General features: G+C 41.8%; 23 protein-coding genes. 18 read left to right on the top strand and 5 right to left on the bottom strand.

The window, feature by feature from the left end; genetic code table 11:
- Positions 1 to 72: 72 nt before the first annotated feature.
- The 9 genes from VA249_RS21825 (at position 73) to VA249_RS21865 (ending at position 5,712) form a co-directional block, all read left to right on the top strand.
- The gene (locus VA249_RS21825) at positions 73 to 477 is read left to right on the top strand and encodes a hypothetical protein (RefSeq protein WP_176703819.1); all 405 of its coding nucleotides are present in this window, start codon (positions 73 to 75) and stop codon (positions 475 to 477) included.
- A gap of 4 nt (positions 478 to 481) precedes the next feature.
- Positions 482 to 1,012 carry a hypothetical protein gene (locus VA249_RS21830; protein WP_176703818.1) on the top strand — a complete coding sequence of 177 codons (531 nt, stop codon included), beginning with the start codon at positions 482 to 484 and terminating at the stop codon, positions 1,010 to 1,012.
- A 459-nt stretch (positions 1,013 to 1,471) separates the two neighbouring features.
- Positions 1,472 to 2,101 (top strand): hypothetical protein, encoded by a 630-nt coding sequence (locus tag VA249_RS21835; RefSeq protein ID WP_176703817.1) that lies wholly within the window; start codon positions 1,472 to 1,474, stop codon positions 2,099 to 2,101.
- A 12-nt stretch (positions 2,102 to 2,113) separates the two neighbouring features.
- Complete coding sequence (locus VA249_RS21840; RefSeq protein WP_176703816.1) at positions 2,114 to 2,332, top strand: PRTRC system protein C; 219 nt, start codon at positions 2,114 to 2,116, stop codon at positions 2,330 to 2,332.
- A 3-nt stretch (positions 2,333 to 2,335) separates the two neighbouring features.
- Entirely contained in the window at positions 2,336 to 2,518 is a 183-nt protein-coding gene (locus tag VA249_RS21845; protein ID WP_176703815.1) for a hypothetical protein, read from the top strand.
- A gap of 17 nt (positions 2,519 to 2,535) precedes the next feature.
- Positions 2,536 to 3,576, top strand: a complete 1,041-nt coding sequence (locus tag VA249_RS21850) for a hypothetical protein (RefSeq protein ID WP_176703814.1) — start codon at positions 2,536 to 2,538, stop codon at positions 3,574 to 3,576.
- Entirely contained in the window at positions 3,567 to 4,295 is a 729-nt protein-coding gene (locus VA249_RS21855) for a hypothetical protein (protein WP_176703813.1), read from the top strand. Before VA249_RS21850 ends, VA249_RS21855 begins: the two co-directional genes overlap by 10 nt.
- A gap of 4 nt (positions 4,296 to 4,299) precedes the next feature.
- On the top strand, positions 4,300 to 4,875 hold the full coding sequence (locus VA249_RS21860) for a hypothetical protein (protein WP_176703812.1): 576 nt from the start codon (positions 4,300 to 4,302) through the stop codon (positions 4,873 to 4,875).
- A gap of 51 nt (positions 4,876 to 4,926) precedes the next feature.
- Positions 4,927 to 5,712 (top strand): hypothetical protein, encoded by a 786-nt coding sequence (locus VA249_RS21865; protein WP_176703811.1) that lies wholly within the window; start codon positions 4,927 to 4,929, stop codon positions 5,710 to 5,712.
- On the opposite strand, the gene VA249_RS21870 is transcribed toward VA249_RS21865, so the two are convergent.
- Entirely contained in the window at positions 5,709 to 5,891 is a 183-nt protein-coding gene (locus tag VA249_RS21870; RefSeq protein ID WP_176703810.1) for a hypothetical protein, read from the bottom strand. The genes VA249_RS21865 and VA249_RS21870 overlap by 4 nt on opposite strands.
- Positions 5,884 to 6,306 carry a DUF6559 family protein gene (locus tag VA249_RS21875; protein ID WP_176703809.1) on the bottom strand — a complete coding sequence of 141 codons (423 nt, stop codon included), beginning with the start codon at positions 6,304 to 6,306 and terminating at the stop codon, positions 5,884 to 5,886. The genes VA249_RS21870 and VA249_RS21875 overlap by 8 nt, the downstream gene beginning before the upstream one ends.
- Positions 6,307 to 6,425: 119 nt before the next feature.
- Here VA249_RS21875 and VA249_RS21880 point away from each other — a divergent pair, with 119 nt between their 5' ends.
- The 7 genes from VA249_RS21880 (at position 6,426) to VA249_RS21910 (ending at position 11,231) form a co-directional block, all read left to right on the top strand.
- The gene (locus tag VA249_RS21880) at positions 6,426 to 7,382 is read left to right on the top strand and encodes a hypothetical protein (protein ID WP_176703808.1); all 957 of its coding nucleotides are present in this window, start codon (positions 6,426 to 6,428) and stop codon (positions 7,380 to 7,382) included.
- Between the two features lie 6 nt (positions 7,383 to 7,388).
- On the top strand, positions 7,389 to 7,586 hold the full coding sequence (locus VA249_RS21885; RefSeq protein WP_176703807.1) for a hypothetical protein: 198 nt from the start codon (positions 7,389 to 7,391) through the stop codon (positions 7,584 to 7,586).
- A gap of 57 nt (positions 7,587 to 7,643) precedes the next feature.
- Positions 7,644 to 8,372 (top strand): hypothetical protein, encoded by a 729-nt coding sequence (locus tag VA249_RS21890; RefSeq protein ID WP_176703806.1) that lies wholly within the window; start codon positions 7,644 to 7,646, stop codon positions 8,370 to 8,372.
- Between the two features lie 2 nt (positions 8,373 to 8,374).
- Entirely contained in the window at positions 8,375 to 9,172 is a 798-nt protein-coding gene (locus tag VA249_RS21895; protein WP_176703805.1) for a PRTRC system ThiF family protein, read from the top strand.
- A gap of 16 nt (positions 9,173 to 9,188) precedes the next feature.
- A complete protein-coding gene (locus tag VA249_RS21900; protein ID WP_176703804.1) occupies positions 9,189 to 9,413 on the top strand; it encodes a hypothetical protein in 225 nt (74 codons plus the stop codon).
- A gap of 308 nt (positions 9,414 to 9,721) precedes the next feature.
- Complete coding sequence (locus VA249_RS21905; protein ID WP_176703803.1) at positions 9,722 to 10,846, top strand: beta clamp domain-containing protein; 1,125 nt, start codon at positions 9,722 to 9,724, stop codon at positions 10,844 to 10,846.
- A gap of 58 nt (positions 10,847 to 10,904) precedes the next feature.
- On the top strand, positions 10,905 to 11,231 hold the full coding sequence (locus VA249_RS21910) for a hypothetical protein (protein WP_176703802.1): 327 nt from the start codon (positions 10,905 to 10,907) through the stop codon (positions 11,229 to 11,231).
- A gap of 41 nt (positions 11,232 to 11,272) precedes the next feature.
- Here VA249_RS21910 and VA249_RS21915 read toward each other — a convergent pair whose 3' ends face one another.
- The 3 genes from VA249_RS21915 to VA249_RS21925 form a co-directional block, all read right to left on the bottom strand.
- A complete protein-coding gene (locus tag VA249_RS21915) occupies positions 11,273 to 12,514 on the bottom strand; it encodes a ParB N-terminal domain-containing protein (RefSeq protein ID WP_176703801.1) in 1,242 nt (413 codons plus the stop codon).
- A 3-nt stretch (positions 12,515 to 12,517) separates the two neighbouring features.
- A complete protein-coding gene (locus VA249_RS21920; protein ID WP_176703800.1) occupies positions 12,518 to 13,810 on the bottom strand; it encodes a ParA family protein in 1,293 nt (430 codons plus the stop codon).
- A gap of 272 nt (positions 13,811 to 14,082) precedes the next feature.
- Positions 14,083 to 14,559 carry a hypothetical protein gene (locus tag VA249_RS21925; protein WP_176703799.1) on the bottom strand — a complete coding sequence of 159 codons (477 nt, stop codon included), beginning with the start codon at positions 14,557 to 14,559 and terminating at the stop codon, positions 14,083 to 14,085.
- 165 nt (positions 14,560 to 14,724) lie between these two features.
- On the opposite strand from VA249_RS21925, the gene VA249_RS24360 reads away from it, so the two are divergent.
- Both VA249_RS24360 and VA249_RS21930 read left to right on the top strand, forming a co-directional pair.
- Positions 14,725 to 14,925, top strand: a complete 201-nt coding sequence (locus VA249_RS24360; RefSeq protein WP_420864283.1) for a DUF7220 family protein — start codon at positions 14,725 to 14,727, stop codon at positions 14,923 to 14,925.
- A complete protein-coding gene (locus tag VA249_RS21930; protein ID WP_176703798.1) occupies positions 14,922 to 15,206 on the top strand; it encodes a hypothetical protein in 285 nt (94 codons plus the stop codon). The genes VA249_RS24360 and VA249_RS21930 overlap by 4 nt, the downstream gene beginning before the upstream one ends.
- Positions 15,207 to 15,209 lie beyond the last annotated feature (3 nt).

Genomic DNA, 15,209 nt, shown 5'->3' on the forward strand with positions numbered 1-15,209 from the left:
CTTTCGTCACTTGTCGGCTTCGGTAAGTGACGTAATTTTTTAAACGGATTTATCAACAATGGACTAGAGCTAATGCAAACCATACTTGTGCCAATTATCTGTCTCTATCAAATATTAGATCATAACCTTGCGGCTACCTTAATCACGCTAAGACGATTAAAGAAAACTAAAGCAAGAATTATATTAGCGGCGAATTATGAACTTACCTCGTATCCTGAACTTGATAGAGCCGTCGTGCGTTTACTGAGTTACCAGCCACACGTTTACTCTCTGAGTTTGCATCCCTCGCTCAACGATAAACATTACCTTGATGCGCTAATCAATCGTTCCAATACGAGACTAAATAAGCAAAATCACGCATTACTCATCAATCCACCGAAACTGAAATACTATGCCAACGGTGATCCGAACTATCTTACTCAGATTAACAGTAAGCTCGAACTCAACACTTACCTCAACACACAGTCAGAGAGCTGAAGTTATGGATATTAGTTTAAAGCACATTCAGACCGATTACGCTACGTTACCGCCACCAGCGTTTATCTATGATTTAAAGCCGCTAATGTTTGAGGCAATGAAATATGAGTATCAATCTGACAAAGAGAAGTTTTACTTGTCTCAGCTAAAACTCGACACAGACGTTTCACCAGAAATGGTCACGTTCTTTCTCTACAAGCTAGAGCGTAATTACGCAGAACGTTTGGCAATGGATGCTCAGCACGCTCTGTTGAGTGAAATGGACGTACACCTTGGTAAGACGTTACCGAAGTTTGTTATTTGCATTAATGGTAAGCCACACCACTTTACGAGTGCATATATTAATAAGATCGGGTACAGCCTACTTGAACTGGTTGGCAATAGAGGCGGAAAGACTCTCTTGATAAGTAACGTTCTTCCATCAACGCTTTATGACTCGATTGAGTTTTTCAAAGAAAAGCTGAAACAGACCAAAACCAATCCACTAGAACATTTAACGTCAGACAATCAGCGTCAGCCAAGTTTGTTTGACTAGAAAAGTTTGGGACAGAAAAATCGCCCTTAAACCCTTTCTACATAAGGGTTCAGGGCTTTTTCCTATCAAAAAAATACCAGTATTTTTGGGACGAAAATACAAATTTATTTGGGACAGAAAAATCGCCCTTAAACCCTTTCTACATAAGGGCTCAGGGCTTTTTCCTATCAAAAAAAATACCAGTATTTTTGGGACGAAAATACAAATTTATTTGGGACGGATAAATTGACATTAAGTTACTGATATTATTAGGCTTAATTGGCTTGCCTTACAAAAAAATACCAGTATTTTTGGGACGAAACAAAAAATGGATACTGAATATGAATGTTCACCATTCTGTCAGAATTGTCCTTGTCTTAAACCTTACAAAAATACTTAGTGATTTTTTCTTTGTTGTTTCTTGTCGGCTCAAAAGGTCATGCGAATATTTAACTGTCACGCAAACAAAGGACGACAACTATGAATTTTGTAACAAGTATGGCTCAGTTCATCGAGCAATCGAAAGGCATGGAACTTACAGTTAAATGTATCGACCCTGCTGCAAACCACTACTCGCTTTTCATCATGCCAGTTACAACGCAGATTGATAACAAGGATGAGCAAGTTGAAGCTATCGCAAATGCTCTTAACTCGCCAATCCGCATCACTGGTACACCCGAAGAAATTGATGAAGCTCTAAGTAATAGCTTGCCTGATTTAACACAAGCTCGAATCACCGCTTCATCAAACCTAGATGAAGTGATCAAATCTCTTGCGACTAAACCTGCGAAAAAGACCACAGCGAACAAAGGCAAAGGTACGGCAAGTGCCAAGTCCAATGCTAAACAGCCTGACCCTGCGCCTATGCTTGATACGTCAACAGCAAGCAATACAGATAAAGCAGCCACCCCTACAAAAGCAGAATCCGCACCACCAAAAGCCGACCCTGCATCTAAGAAAGAAACAACCAAACATCCTGTAGCGGAAACCGCACCAACGCCAGAGCCAACTAAAGAGCCAGTTGAAACGCCTGATGCGTCAAAAGAGCCAACAGAACAAGCGGAAGAATCAGAAAAACCTGAACTTTCAGACCAAGTAACCATGTTTTAAGGAGTCACGATTATGAGTGCAGTTATCGAACAAGCAGTTAGACAGTTTCGCTATGGCGGTATGGTGCTAAGAGATCTATTCCCAGAAATTACGGATGTTAAGCAAGCTCTGCTTGAAGCCTATGGTAAGCAGTACCCAGAACTTCACTTTGCAGAAATCGGTGTCGGTAACGATAACGAGGGCAAACTTGAGTTCGAAATTATTAAAAAGTCTCTAGGCACCAAAGGGTGATCAATGAAAAGTTTAGAAGATAGAGTGAGCGAATTGCTTTCTAATCTTCAAGATGCAGACGAACTACCAATGGCGACAGTAAATGCCATTGGTGGCTCTCTGGAAAAGATAGAGAGCGACAATAGCAAAGACCACACTCTGACAGATTTTGTCAAAAACAAAAACTTACTGCCTCCGTGTATGTGAGTGTAAGGAGTAACCCCATGTTATTCACTCCCACCCTAAGTGACAAAGCGATTCACCAAACCAACATTCAGATGCAGCAATTCATCACAAATCAGTGTGAGCAGATAAGCGAGAACGATGCGATTCTGATATGCCTATTAGATACTGAAAACTTCAATAATCTTGATAGCCAAGCTGAAACACTGGCTCAGTCAATTTTTAATGAATTATCTGTGGGAATCAAATGCAACTATGCCAAAGACATTTTTGAATCAATGACGCTTGTTGTCGATGGATTGTCAAACGATCACGAAAGCAGAGGTACGATAACGCTATACGCTGATTACGATATTAAAGAGGTGTGCTTTAAATTAGATACGAGTCATAGTAGCTATCAGTATCTCGTCTACAAACTGCTATCTACAGTTAGCTACTCAGCCATGATAATAGATCAAGCAATGGAATATAGCTATCTCCCAGAGAGAGAGTACCTACCCACCATTTATGAAGCTAACGTTCAACGTGAAGATGGTAAAGAACTTACGGTGGAGGATTTACCCGACACGCTATGCCACGCCTTAAATGAAGAACATGGATTAGAACCAGAAACGATAATTGATTTAGTAGCGCAAGCTCAAGAGTATGAGCAAGCGTTTGGCGAGGATGGGACTCATATCGCTTTTAAAGAAAAAGAAATAGCCCCAGACAATTCTGATTTAAAAGACCCTCATTTTATTCGTTTGGTAGAGGGAATTGACTCTGTAAAGCACGAACTAAGTAAACTTAACGCTGATCTCCAATCCATTAATGACTATTTCGAGGAAGCGGATTTTGCGCCACTGCATTTTCATAGTTTCGTTCATACTGGCTTAGACATTGAAAAAGCCTTGTATGACCAACTGACCTCACAAGGAAGCGCCAATGGAGAGGAAGTCGCTCAATCTATCGCATTGGACAATCGAAAGGAATTAGAGTCATACCTACGCATCACACTCGGTGAGATTTGTCAGGTCGCACGCTGCATCGATCATTACAACGATTACGCCATAGAAAAAGGATTGGAACCAACATGCAAGTAACGACACAGCACAAGAAAGAATACTCGGTAAGTTCGTACCGACCATCCATCGCTTACGTGGTGCACAAATCTTCTCAGCACGATTTGAGTAATATCGTAACCACCCACGAAATAACAGAGCAAGGGGAACTGCTAGCAGGCACAGTTATGCGTGGCTCTCACTTTGACGCATTAAAACGTAGTGTCCCAAGTGGCGGCAATCAACTGCTTTCAGAAAACGTATTGGTATCAAACCAAACTCTAATAGCGTTTTATGTACCAAGCCAATCTCGATTGATAAGACTTCTTGATCACAACCACCAACTTGGCTACAGACAATTCCTACTACCAATGCCAGCGCACATCCTTTACGCCAAGAGCGCAAAAGGCGGCTTTACACTTGGTGGTTATGCCGTTAAAGAAAACAAACGGTCACAGATCACAGCTTCAACCAAATTGTTCTACAGCCCGACTTTCAATGTGTACCAAGCAAACGGGAGATTGTGTCTAGGGTCTGTGAACGTCAATAGAGATCTCGACGTGAGAAATATTGAGCATTGGACAGAAGCGTTCTTCTGCTCAGTGGGGACTTCTTTAAAGTTTAACGTCATTGAGAAAATAGGGAATGAAGATATACAGGCCAAGATATTGGGACTGAATCATAAGGCACATTTTCCAAAACGTTGGTTACTGGACAGTAAAGTAACGCTAGGCAGCTTTCTAACTTTCAATGAGGATTAGTCTTATGAATTTCTCGATTCTGTTACATGGCAGCTCAGAGTTTAAATCGCTAGCAATGCAGAACTGCTGCTTGTTGTACAAGTATCTTCAAGTCTTGACGAATTATCAGTATTCACTCTCGCTACTAGAGTGTGCTTCAACCTCTGAGCGTGTAAGTGACCACCACATAGGGCTAGGGTATTACTTGGAGTTTGAGCGAGGTCTGAACACCAACACAGCGCTTATCAATCGCTTTAAATTAGGTCAGCCTGATTTCAGAATAGATCAGCATAGTATTAATAACTTACGATACCACATGGCAAACTTCGTCTATGTCATCGTTCAATCTGACTACATAGACGACTTGAGGATGATTCGCCCACAGCTCTCCGCCACCAGATATGAGAACAAATCCGTTCGATACATCGCTTTAAGTAATGACGAAATAAAGATAATGAGTGAAGACGAATTGGTTTTTGAATGTGAACCGTGTCATGCAGAGCAGTGGGCAGTGCTGATAACGTCTGCTGTAAAAGTGATCCAGAAAGCGACGCTGCAAGGTAAGTTCACTTCAACCAATACATACCCTATCAAAATCTAGCTTAAACCTTTTCGCTTATAAGACCATATAGAGATCTGAATATGGTGAATTATGAAAAAAGGGCAAATCATAAATTTGAGCTGTGTAGACTATGTCGATCACGTCAAACTGACTCAAATTGAACATCGCGTTGTTGGCCGCTTGAGCATGGAGATATGTTCCAAAGTAATTAAACGCAGAAATAAGTTACTCGACAGCCCCATCAATGTACCTGCGCATCATGGCTTTGCGTGTTACGTTGAGTGTGGTGATACATTCATATTCACCATTCCTCCACGTTCATTGCCAAATCTAGTAGGAACAGAATCTTCAATTTTTTGGCAAAATAGCTTTGTGGACAAATCGTTTGAACAGCTTGTTATTTCTGCTTGTGCATACATTCAAGCGCTCGAAACCAACGGTGATAATTTCATACCGAGGCTACCTAACATAAAAATGCCCGAATCCGATAAGAATCGTTATTACGAATTGCTTGCCGTGATCACTTATATCAGATTGAACAATAAAGCCTGCAAACTGTTCCCGTGTTTTAGAAATCGAAATTCTAATCAAGCTATAGAGTTGAGTAAAACCAAGTTTAAAGAGTGCATCCCCGATATTAAATTCACTTACTCTCAATCCATATTCGAGCAGCTTGTGAATTTGTCTGATTCAGTTTTAGTTGAACTGTCAGAAAGCGTGCTGTCTGAAATTGAGGTTTTCTGTCATTCATTAAAAGACCTGGCGAATAGCAAAGCAGAAAAAATGCGTTCAGAGAACAAAAGACGGGAGAGCAGCCACCAGCAGCTTATTGCTTATTTACGCAGCACTCCCATCCTTGAGTGTAAAGCTGGCTAGGTTTCAGACACCAAAATTCGGTGTTTATCGTTTCGATATAAACGCCAACCCGAAATGGCATGAATCGTCAGTTTATAGCCACGGCTTTCTAGATTCTGGCAGTACGTTGAGTAGGCATATTCACTAACGTTCTGCTTGTATGAGCCTCCGTCCGTACTCCACTCAAATATCTCAATCATTCGAGTTTTCTACCACAAACAGTTTTGCTTGATAGAGCAACCTCAACCCCTCGGGAGATATCAGCACGCTGTCTCTCTCACTATGCCAGCTTGTACCTTTAAACAGTGATTTGGCGATGCTCTGACGCAGATATAGGAAGTCTTGAACTTGATAGCCTCCGTCTGCGTAGTGCTTTAGAAATTCATTCCAGCTCATAAACATGGCATGAGCGATGAGTGGGTCGTTCTTAAAACGATTGATGGCATTACGTTGTGTAGGGAAACCATGTTCTGTCAACGATGCCGAAATTTCGGAGTGATTGTAGGAATCTTTACTCCCATACGTTTTGCTTAGCGTTTCGTTAACCTCTGTCGCGAGAGAAAGAATATACCCCGTCTGTTTTGCAGCAAACGCCGCTTCAATTTTCTTTTTCATAATCCTGCTCCACGTTTTGTCTGAATCATAGCTATAAGCGAAAAAGAAATAGGGTAGGGCGGTTGTCGGCAATCAACTTCGAGGGATGATTGAGTCAGTTTACACAGACGAGGTATCTCATGTTCAGTCTCACTATTCCAAAGAATGTTCTCACTGACTCTCAGCAAGCAGCAAAACAATTTGTTTGTAGCGGATCGATTGTTAAGGGGTCGGACAAACATAATTATATCACTCGCTGCGATACCGCCATGAAAAAGCACTTGGGGATCAAGGATGGCAAGCTAGAACTAGAGCTTGATTCTAGCTTGATATTTAGCGACCAGTTTTCTCTTTCGATGGGGTACGGTCAAATGCTATCTCTGTGTGATGACAGTTCTGATATTCAGCCTCACTTACGTCTATACAGCGATGCACCGTTATACATTGATTTCCAAGTTAGCAAGCTACTAGAACCGTGGCAGAAGCTGTGGGGCATAGCTATGGCTCGGCTACTCAGTGCGCTAAGAGGGGTTTGTTGTAATTCAATCTCTTACACGTTTAGTGATGAGGAGATGATTATCAAAGCACTCAAGCAAGACAAACCTCTTTCTAAGAGAGAGTACGAGCGTGTGATGGAGAGCTATGTCGATGAACTCGATGATGATGATTACGAATCGTTTATTGAGTTCGTAGCGGAGTATCAATCGTTCTTAAAGGCACTCTATATTTGTGACCCAAACGATTCTTGGGCTGCGTTCGCTGACTTGGTGAATGAAGAATTGGCAACCGAGTTAAACACCATCATTACCGCCATTGAAAAAGCAACGCTCGATATGCAAGAGGCTAACGTGCCACAACTGATCATTGACGAGTGCCGTTCAACCAACACGATATACACCATTCTATTAACGTCAAATGAGATTGAGTACGAGGTCATTCAATCGAATTGGCAGTATTACTGTGAAGATCCAAGTCCTGTCGCTATCGGACTGATCCCGAGTAAAGAGAGTGACATTAAGGCGTATTTAAAAGCGTTCATGGAACGCTCCATTCTATTGGAAAATTTGATCGGATTTTTCAACAAAATCTCGGGGTAAATCATCATGCCAAAGCCTGACCAAAACCTATCCAATCTGTTTGACAGCGAATATGAATCGGTCAAAACGATGCTCATAAAAGAGCGCACACAGCGTCAATCGGTCATTCCAGTGAAATTAGGTTCAATAAGAGACTTTAGACTCAAAGCCAGAGTGTGCCACCTACCACTGAAAATAGACCCAAGTACATTACCTCCTGCTTAATTGTCGGCTCTGAATTGGAGCTTAAAGTAAAACTAAGCAATCACAAGAGGCAGCAAAATGGAACTTGAATATTTAGAACCACAAAACTCAAGAAATGAAGCTCACATAGACCTAACGGTTTTCAAGAGTGTCGAAACGGTTTCAGCACTATTGCTACATGAAGTTGAAACCAGTCGTGGCAGTCAAATGTTTATGACTGAGCATAGCGTCCGTGATGGAGCGATTGGTTGCCCTAAGAACGTGAATCTAGCGTCTGTCATACAGCAACTATCGACACACCTACATCGAACTCAGAGAGCCTCTAGCCGAAAGTTTTTGGATAATCGAGTGTTGTACAGAGGGGCAGGGGAAATCATGTTTTATGTGCCTCCTATGAAGCATCGCATGATATTTCAAAGCACTAAGAAAAGCCTTTTAATCCCAATGGCTGCTCATGTGATGTTCTACACCAATGGTCAGCTCAGTACCTACGCCATTAAAGGTAATGAGCGTCCTACACCCGACACCGAGTTATTTAAAACGGTAATACCAAACTCGTATGACAACTCTACGCTGTGTTTTGGCTCAAACAAACGACCAGACATTGATAGTGACACTGTAATGGAAGATTTGACTGATATTGCATTTTGTTCAGTTTCAAACAGTACACACATCGCCATGCCACTTAAAGATGTATCAGCCACAGAGCTAAACCGATACCTAATCAAAACCAGTGGGAACGACCACTTTGATGAAGAAAAACTCGTTCCTTTGAATTACACCCTTAACCGCCTATTGGAGATCTAATTATGACTATCGAAAAGCTAATCTGCCCACTTGAGCTGCAACAACGTCCGATTCGCATCTTACAAATTGGCGCAGGGGGAAATGGCGCAGCACTCATTAACAGCATCTATCGCCTTAATTGCTACTTGTTGGAAACTGGTCACAGTCATGGCATTGAAATGCTTGTTGCTGATGGGAGCGAAGTGAGTGAAACCAACACGCTTAGACAAAATTTCTGGGCAAACGATGTGGGCTATAACAAAGCGAGTTTGGTTGTAAACCGATTCAATTTATATGGAAGAAAAACTCAATGGGATGCCATTGAGCGACACTTAGAACCGCAAGAAGTGGTCGATATGATGATTAAGGATTACGACATAGTGATCACTTGTGTTGATTCAGCGAAGTTTCGAGTTGACCTACACGATGCAGCCCAACGCTCGAAACTATCAAGCAAAGCATTATGGATAGATTTAGGTAACGAGCAAGAAAGCGGAAATGTGTATATCTCGCACCTCTTTTCATCAAAAGTACGCAACTCAATACCAACGGTTGTTGACCTAAACCCAGAGATCCGTGATGTGGTCGATAACCCGAAACGTAGCTGTAGCGCAGCCGAGAGCTTTAACGCTCAAGGCGTGTTGGTTAATGCGATGTGCGCCAACCTTGCAGGAAAAATGCTGACTCAATTCATCACAAACGGCAGCTTGGACTATCACGCTATCTATTTTGATTTTAAGAACGGTGTCGAAACCAACACGATACCGATTAACCCTCAGATCTGGCAAAACTACTTTGGATTTGACCGTAAGGCTGCATAAGCCTTTGGAGGTTGCTATGGCTAACGTATTACTCATTGATGCTGACCAATGCCCATTACGCAAATTCTCACTCAGCGAGCTAACAGGTTCATACCTGATAGCCTGTTCTAATAAGAAGTGTCATTTGAAACATGGGGAACGATATTTTGGCAAAACCGTTCCATTGTGCAGTGAGTCTGCTGACACATATTTATTTTTAGCATTGGAGAAAGCTCTGAGAACCAACAACACAGGTGTATAGCCATGAATGGTGTGGGCATTGCACTTACTGCGTCCGTGAAGCCTGCGAAAAATTAGGTCTGCACTATAAGGGCAAAGTGTGCAAAAACTCGCCAATCGTTGACCACCTAAGCCAATTCCCAAACGGCTTGAAATTTAAAACGTTAGCTCACCACTTTGAACATCGTAACCAAGAGGATTTGAAAGCCACACTATCAGCCTTAGTAAAACAAAGCATTGTGTCGTGCCAGAAAGGTGTATATCGAGCTTAGTTGTCGGCACTTAGATGTACCTTACAGTAAATACTGAACCCCAATGGAGAAAGCCAGTATGAAAATTACAATCAAAAAAGTAAACCTGTTAGCAGGGATCGCAACGCCTACCAACTGCACAGGCAAATCTGACAAAAGTTACTCAGAGTGTTTAAAGTTTGAGGCGCAAGGGACGACCATGAAAGTGTCTGCAATCCACAACTCTCTTGAAGCTAACCTATATTGTGTTGCAGATTCAATCGAAGAATTTGAACCGTTTGTGGTGGATGCCAAGCGTATTTTTGACCTAGTGAAAACCTATGATGCCGAGAAAAGCATCACGATCACCACGAACAAAGACAAGAACAAACTCATTTTAAAGTCGGGCAAATCACGCCATACCATCGAAATTTTAGACTCTGGCGGTTTTCCATCAACAATGAGTTTCTTAGATGGTTACAGCCACATCAAAGTGAAATTGGAAGTTCTTAAAGATGCGCTGACTTCTGTTGCTTGGGCTGCGACTCAAAACTTAAATAAGCTACCATCAGACCGTATGTTTCTAGGCTCAGTATTAATGAAGCTCAACGGCAATGATATGACGCTATTTTCCTCTGACGGGCTAAAGTGTTGTGAAGCATTCTTTAGCTGTGACACTGTAGCGTCTGGTGCTCCTAGCTTACTTATGCCTAAACGTTTTATTGACCTTTTAGGTAACTTTTCAAACTACTATGACCGTGATGTGGAGTTGATGTTCAATAACAGCCAAGTACGCTTAATCGTACCTCAAGTTGGCATTATCACATCTTCAATCTGTTCACAAAATTACCCAGACCTCCAAAGCAAAACACACGCTGATAAAGTGATTGCTTGCGAGGTAAACCATAGTGAACTCAAGAGCGCAATCAAGCGATTCGCAGCAGGGGTAAAAGAACCCGAAAAGGTTGGGATCGTGATGGAATTTAATAACTCCGAACTCACGTTAAAAGACCCTAACAGCGATTCAAAGGAAGTGCTTGATGCCAAACTCACCACAGGCAACAGCAGCAGCTTCAACCTGCAACTACGCATGATTCGAGACGTTACCATGCAACTTAGTGGGGAAACGCTTGAGATTGGCGTGAATAGCCATCAATGGGCGTTTGTTAAGCCAGTAGACGACACCCACCAGACTCGTAGCCACTTCCTTGAATACAAACTATAAGGACGGTGCGCTCTACCAAAGGCAGTAAGGGTAGGGCGCAGCACCAATAGGTGAAATTATGATTGAAATAAACAGTGTCATCGACAAGAGCTTTGCTCTTTTAAGAGTAAGTAACCAAAGCAATATACAACCGTTAGATATTGGTGACGTGGTTATACGATGTAATGGTCTTAAATACCGCTTTGAGACTCTGAAAGCCACGATCTTGCGTGGTGATAAGGATGATTTAGTGAGAGTAGAGTTTGACCCATACACGGAGCAACCCTACAACAAGAGTTTGGTGACTTTATCTAAATCCGCAAGTGCAGAAATAGAACTGCCTTTTCACATTGAGACTATTGAAGCTACGCTACAGATAGACCGCCACATTTATACTTTGCTGTAAATCACATTAAAAAGCCCTTGCGATGATGCAAGGGCTTACTTTTAGTCCAAATCGTCAGTAAACGTACCAATCAATTTTTCTAGTATTTCTAAATTCTTCGCTGATATTCGTTTAGCAGAAATACTCACATCAAATGTTTTGTTATTATTTTTTACCATTGTTTTCTTCACAACTTTAGAACCACTCTTATAAAGCGTCTCTGTGGTTTTTTGAGGTTCTTGTTTATTAAGAACATTGCTAGAGACAAATGATTTAAAACGTTCAATAAACTCTTTGTTGTTCGCACTCTCAGAATCAGAGTAACTACCAATCACTTCTTCAAGAGGTTGGTTCGACTTAGTGATTGCTTTTTGCTGCTGAACAAGGCTTGTAAGCTGAGTTTTGCTTAAGCGATGTTGGTCAGGGGTAATAGCAATAAGTTCTGGGCTGATCGTTTCAAAATTCGCATACGCTTTGTAGGTATTGTACGAAACACCAACGGAGTCGAAGAATCTCTCAGTATCTTCTGCTGATGCGTGTTCTTCTTTAGTGAACGACTTACCAATTTTTACGCCTGCCATTTCAGCCAGTTTTAACCAATGTGTTAGGTTCTGAAGTGGCGTTCTTGCCAGTTTTGCTAAGTCCATCAAATCGTAGGATTGGTAATGGAATAGGTTTAGCTCTTTGTCCGTTACATAGATACGGAACGGTCTGTCAGTATCAATATGGTGATAAGCCGAAATACGACGCAAACCATCAAACAGATAAATAGTGTTGCCCACACGATAACCAAATGCGGCTTCTTTTTGTCCATGTGGCAAAGTCGACATCACATCAGCTACAACGTGAGGTGGCAGTATTTCTGTTGTACGTGCGTTAAGTGGCGAAATTTTAATGATAGTTAACGCTTCATCTCGAGGAATTTCCTCTAGGACAAAATCAAATTTTTCTGCTTCACCGTGTTGGTTGAATAACGTGTACGAAATCTCACTCGCACCTTGTTTAATCGCTTCTTTTGTTTCTTTTTGAACATTACTTAGCTGTTCTGTTCTACGCTGAACAAGCGTTTCCCTCAAAGCAACAAAGTCTTTGTTCGACTCGAAGCTGCGCAGCTGATTTTCGATCTTAGTCTGATCGCCCTGTCGGATACGAGTATCAGTTTGAAGCCCCTCAAAACTACGTTTCAGCTCTTTTTTCAGCTTAGCAGTGGGTAATAGGTCAATAATGGCTTTTAGTTCTTCATCTGTTGCGGCTTGAAGATACTGTCGGTAATGGCCCGCATTTACATTCTGTTGTGAAGACATAAGTTAAACCACCGCTTCTTTACTGTAGATTTTATATAGGTGTAGGTTAAACGCTTTCCAGTCGTCGAGCGCTTTGTTCATCGCATCGTCGCAGTCTTTTGGGACGTAGTTATAGAGTGTTTGGCTATCATTACTGATTTTTTCGTAACACTCTCTACGCTGCATTTGATGCGGAAATACGTGGATACCAAAGACATTACTGTAATCGAGCAACACACTGTTTGAAGCATCGCTACTCTTATACATCTGTGGCAATACGTCTAAATATTGCAAACCTGGGTGATCGAATAGCTCTTTAAACTCTGCGTAGTGTTTTCTCACCTCTCGACCAAACTGAATCGTAGAGTCTGCATCCATCGCTTTGGTTGGGGCTGGAATGACAATATGTTCAGAAGCGTAGATTAGTGATTTGATGAATGTGTTGTTATGTGGCGCACCGTCCGACACAATCAAATCAAACTCTTCACTGACAAAGTCAAAGAACAGCTCTTTGACCAACTTCACCACACTTTTGCCGCTGTAATCTCCCTCATCTTGCTTTTCAAGGTCTGTGAGGAAGCCCTCAAATTCATTATCAGAAGAAAGGGAAAGAGTGTACTTGAGGTTTGGGATAAGCGAGTCACGAATGATCTCTTCCATGATAAAGGCTTTTCTTGAGTTTCTATCTTGTGGGTTAAAGAGATCATCATATCCCCCCATTAAATAGCGGAAAAGGGTCTTATCTCTCGTGTCATTAATGTATCGGCCATCCATATATTTATGAATGCCAGATTGCGGGTCAAAGTCGACCAAGAGCACGCGACACTCTGCGAAGTCTTTAATGGCAGCTGCAATAGCAATGTGCACCGAAGTAGAGGTTTTCGCACTGCCGCCTTTTTGGTTAATCACCGAAAGAATGTGCGCACGATGTCGTCTGAATTTCTTAACGATTTTACCTTTACTCTTACGCTTCGCTTCTTTCTCAATTTTACGGCACGTTTCGATAACCTTGTACACTTGCTCCAAGGTGTAATGATAAGCCCCATTTTTGTCATACTGATAGCCAGTCGCATCTTCAGCGGCATCTTCGCCATGAGTGTCGATCATAACTTGTCGAATTTGAGGGATAGCGCTGGTCAAGCTTGATGTGTTCGCTTTACCGACTGCTTCATAAAAGTCTTTTCGTGTAAATTCACGGAACGATACCTGAGGGTACGCTTCATTCATTTTCGCTTGAAAATCTGCATTTTCCTGAAGACCCGCTAACCTTGTTTTTCTGGCTTCTGCGTTCGAGTCGATCAAATCTAAATCAACCATGCTTACCCCTTAAAAATATGACGAAACGGCTATTTCGTTATTTGGTGCTATTTTAGTGTGTGTGGGTAATATTAGTCCTTTAAAGATAAAACTCAAAGGTAAACTACTATATATACTGATTATTTTGGTTAGATTGCTCACAATTCAAACAAAAAGGTGTTTTTTTGGCAGAGTGAGGGATGTTCAGGTAGGAAAATGGGTCCGAAGACCCAATCAATCACTTACTTTGTTAATCGATCATTGAGGCTGCGTTATTACGAATGGAAATTGAATCATGCCAACTCATGCTTAGTGATTGCTGGCCAGAATCCAGTCAGCTCCTCTTCTTGAATAGCCACAGCCTTATTTACCAGATTCACCATTTCTCTAAGACTTGCAGCCAATGTTGACTGATAGACAAACCGATCGTCATTTTGGGCAAGCAAGTCTTTAGACTCGAAGTTAAAAGGGCGCCCATATCGTAGAAATACCATTCCACGAGAGCGGCATCCGCTGTGGCTAGAGCTACCATCCATAAACAGCCTGATTTCACCGTCAAACCTCTGTCTGTTTAACTTGTCACCAAACTGAATCGTTACGCTGTGATACCAATCTAGTGCTTGTGTTATGTCGAGTTTATCTGAAATGGATACCCAGTGCCCCTGGGGTAGAACAATAGATTGTGAAGCTATTTCAAGCATTTGAGCAATGCGCTTTCCGACGCGTTTTGGGTTCACTAACGTCGAATTATTTAGGTGTATTGGTAACATAACGTGTGTCCTCTTGTTCATTCACGTTAACCATAACCTCGACCTGTTAGCCGACAAGTTTCCCCCTCACGAACTCACCTACATGCTTATTGTCAGCTTACTTTTTCGCTATTTAATATAAATAAAAGGGAGCATGTAGTTATGAGCCAAACCAAAACCCAATCGATGGTAGAAGCAGTTACGAACATAGGTATAGGCTTTGTTATCAGCTTATCGGTTCAGCTGATCTGGTTTCCAGCTATAGGTCACGAACTAACGCTATTCGATAACGTGTCAACGACCATAGTGTTCACTCTCTTGTCTTTACTGCGTTCTTATGTGGTTAGACGTGGGTTTAATTACGTAAGCAAGAGGCAGATAAAATGAGAAATTTCACGCAGCTTGAAAATAAGCTAATGGAGTTAGGCTTCAAGGAAATTTTCGGTCTTGGCCTTTGGGGTATAGACGTTGATGGAACGATGGTTGATACAAATACTGGCACTTATGCGAAAGTAAGCCCCCACCGAAATGCCGATGCGTATGATTTTGTTGGGTATGCTGAAAAGCCAGACGAAATATTGCCGCTTATTCAACGCTCAGAGACTGAAACGTATTTTATTGAAAGTAGAGCTGAGTACGCGGCAATGGATAACGAAGAGTGTTATTGAGAA

This window comes from Vibrio alfacsensis (assembly GCF_019670485.1).
In the GTDB taxonomy this organism is placed as follows: Bacteria; Pseudomonadota; Gammaproteobacteria; order Enterobacterales; family Vibrionaceae; genus Vibrio; species Vibrio alfacsensis.

Excerpts from the sequence above, each read along its gene's own strand:
- VA249_RS21825 (WP_176703819.1), top strand. The coding sequence starts at position 73 with ATGCAAACCATACTTGTGCCAATTATCTGTCTCTATCAAATATTAGAT.
- VA249_RS21830 (WP_176703818.1), top strand. The coding sequence starts at position 482 with ATGGATATTAGTTTAAAGCACATTCAGACCGATTACGCTACGTTACCG.
- VA249_RS21835 (WP_176703817.1), top strand. The coding sequence starts at position 1,472 with ATGAATTTTGTAACAAGTATGGCTCAGTTCATCGAGCAATCGAAAGGC.
- VA249_RS21840 (WP_176703816.1), top strand. The coding sequence starts at position 2,114 with ATGAGTGCAGTTATCGAACAAGCAGTTAGACAGTTTCGCTATGGCGGT.
- VA249_RS21845 (WP_176703815.1), top strand. The coding sequence starts at position 2,336 with ATGAAAAGTTTAGAAGATAGAGTGAGCGAATTGCTTTCTAATCTTCAA.
- VA249_RS21850 (WP_176703814.1), top strand. The coding sequence starts at position 2,536 with ATGTTATTCACTCCCACCCTAAGTGACAAAGCGATTCACCAAACCAAC.
- VA249_RS21855 (WP_176703813.1), top strand. The coding sequence starts at position 3,567 with ATGCAAGTAACGACACAGCACAAGAAAGAATACTCGGTAAGTTCGTAC.
- VA249_RS21860 (WP_176703812.1), top strand. The coding sequence starts at position 4,300 with ATGAATTTCTCGATTCTGTTACATGGCAGCTCAGAGTTTAAATCGCTA.
- VA249_RS21865 (WP_176703811.1), top strand. The coding sequence starts at position 4,927 with ATGAAAAAAGGGCAAATCATAAATTTGAGCTGTGTAGACTATGTCGAT.
- VA249_RS21870 (WP_176703810.1), bottom strand. The coding sequence starts at position 5,891 with ATGATTGAGATATTTGAGTGGAGTACGGACGGAGGCTCATACAAGCAG.
- VA249_RS21875 (WP_176703809.1), bottom strand. The coding sequence starts at position 6,306 with ATGAAAAAGAAAATTGAAGCGGCGTTTGCTGCAAAACAGACGGGGTAT.
- VA249_RS21880 (WP_176703808.1), top strand. The coding sequence starts at position 6,426 with ATGTTCAGTCTCACTATTCCAAAGAATGTTCTCACTGACTCTCAGCAA.
- VA249_RS21885 (WP_176703807.1), top strand. The coding sequence starts at position 7,389 with ATGCCAAAGCCTGACCAAAACCTATCCAATCTGTTTGACAGCGAATAT.
- VA249_RS21890 (WP_176703806.1), top strand. The coding sequence starts at position 7,644 with ATGGAACTTGAATATTTAGAACCACAAAACTCAAGAAATGAAGCTCAC.
- VA249_RS21895 (WP_176703805.1), top strand. The coding sequence starts at position 8,375 with ATGACTATCGAAAAGCTAATCTGCCCACTTGAGCTGCAACAACGTCCG.
- VA249_RS21900 (WP_176703804.1), top strand. The coding sequence starts at position 9,189 with ATGGCTAACGTATTACTCATTGATGCTGACCAATGCCCATTACGCAAA.
- VA249_RS21905 (WP_176703803.1), top strand. The coding sequence starts at position 9,722 with ATGAAAATTACAATCAAAAAAGTAAACCTGTTAGCAGGGATCGCAACG.
- VA249_RS21910 (WP_176703802.1), top strand. The coding sequence starts at position 10,905 with ATGATTGAAATAAACAGTGTCATCGACAAGAGCTTTGCTCTTTTAAGA.
- VA249_RS21915 (WP_176703801.1), bottom strand. The coding sequence starts at position 12,514 with ATGTCTTCACAACAGAATGTAAATGCGGGCCATTACCGACAGTATCTT.
- VA249_RS21920 (WP_176703800.1), bottom strand. The coding sequence starts at position 13,810 with ATGGTTGATTTAGATTTGATCGACTCGAACGCAGAAGCCAGAAAAACA.
- VA249_RS21925 (WP_176703799.1), bottom strand. The coding sequence starts at position 14,559 with ATGTTACCAATACACCTAAATAATTCGACGTTAGTGAACCCAAAACGC.
- VA249_RS24360 (WP_420864283.1), top strand. The coding sequence starts at position 14,725 with ATGGTAGAAGCAGTTACGAACATAGGTATAGGCTTTGTTATCAGCTTA.
- VA249_RS21930 (WP_176703798.1), top strand. The coding sequence starts at position 14,922 with ATGAGAAATTTCACGCAGCTTGAAAATAAGCTAATGGAGTTAGGCTTC.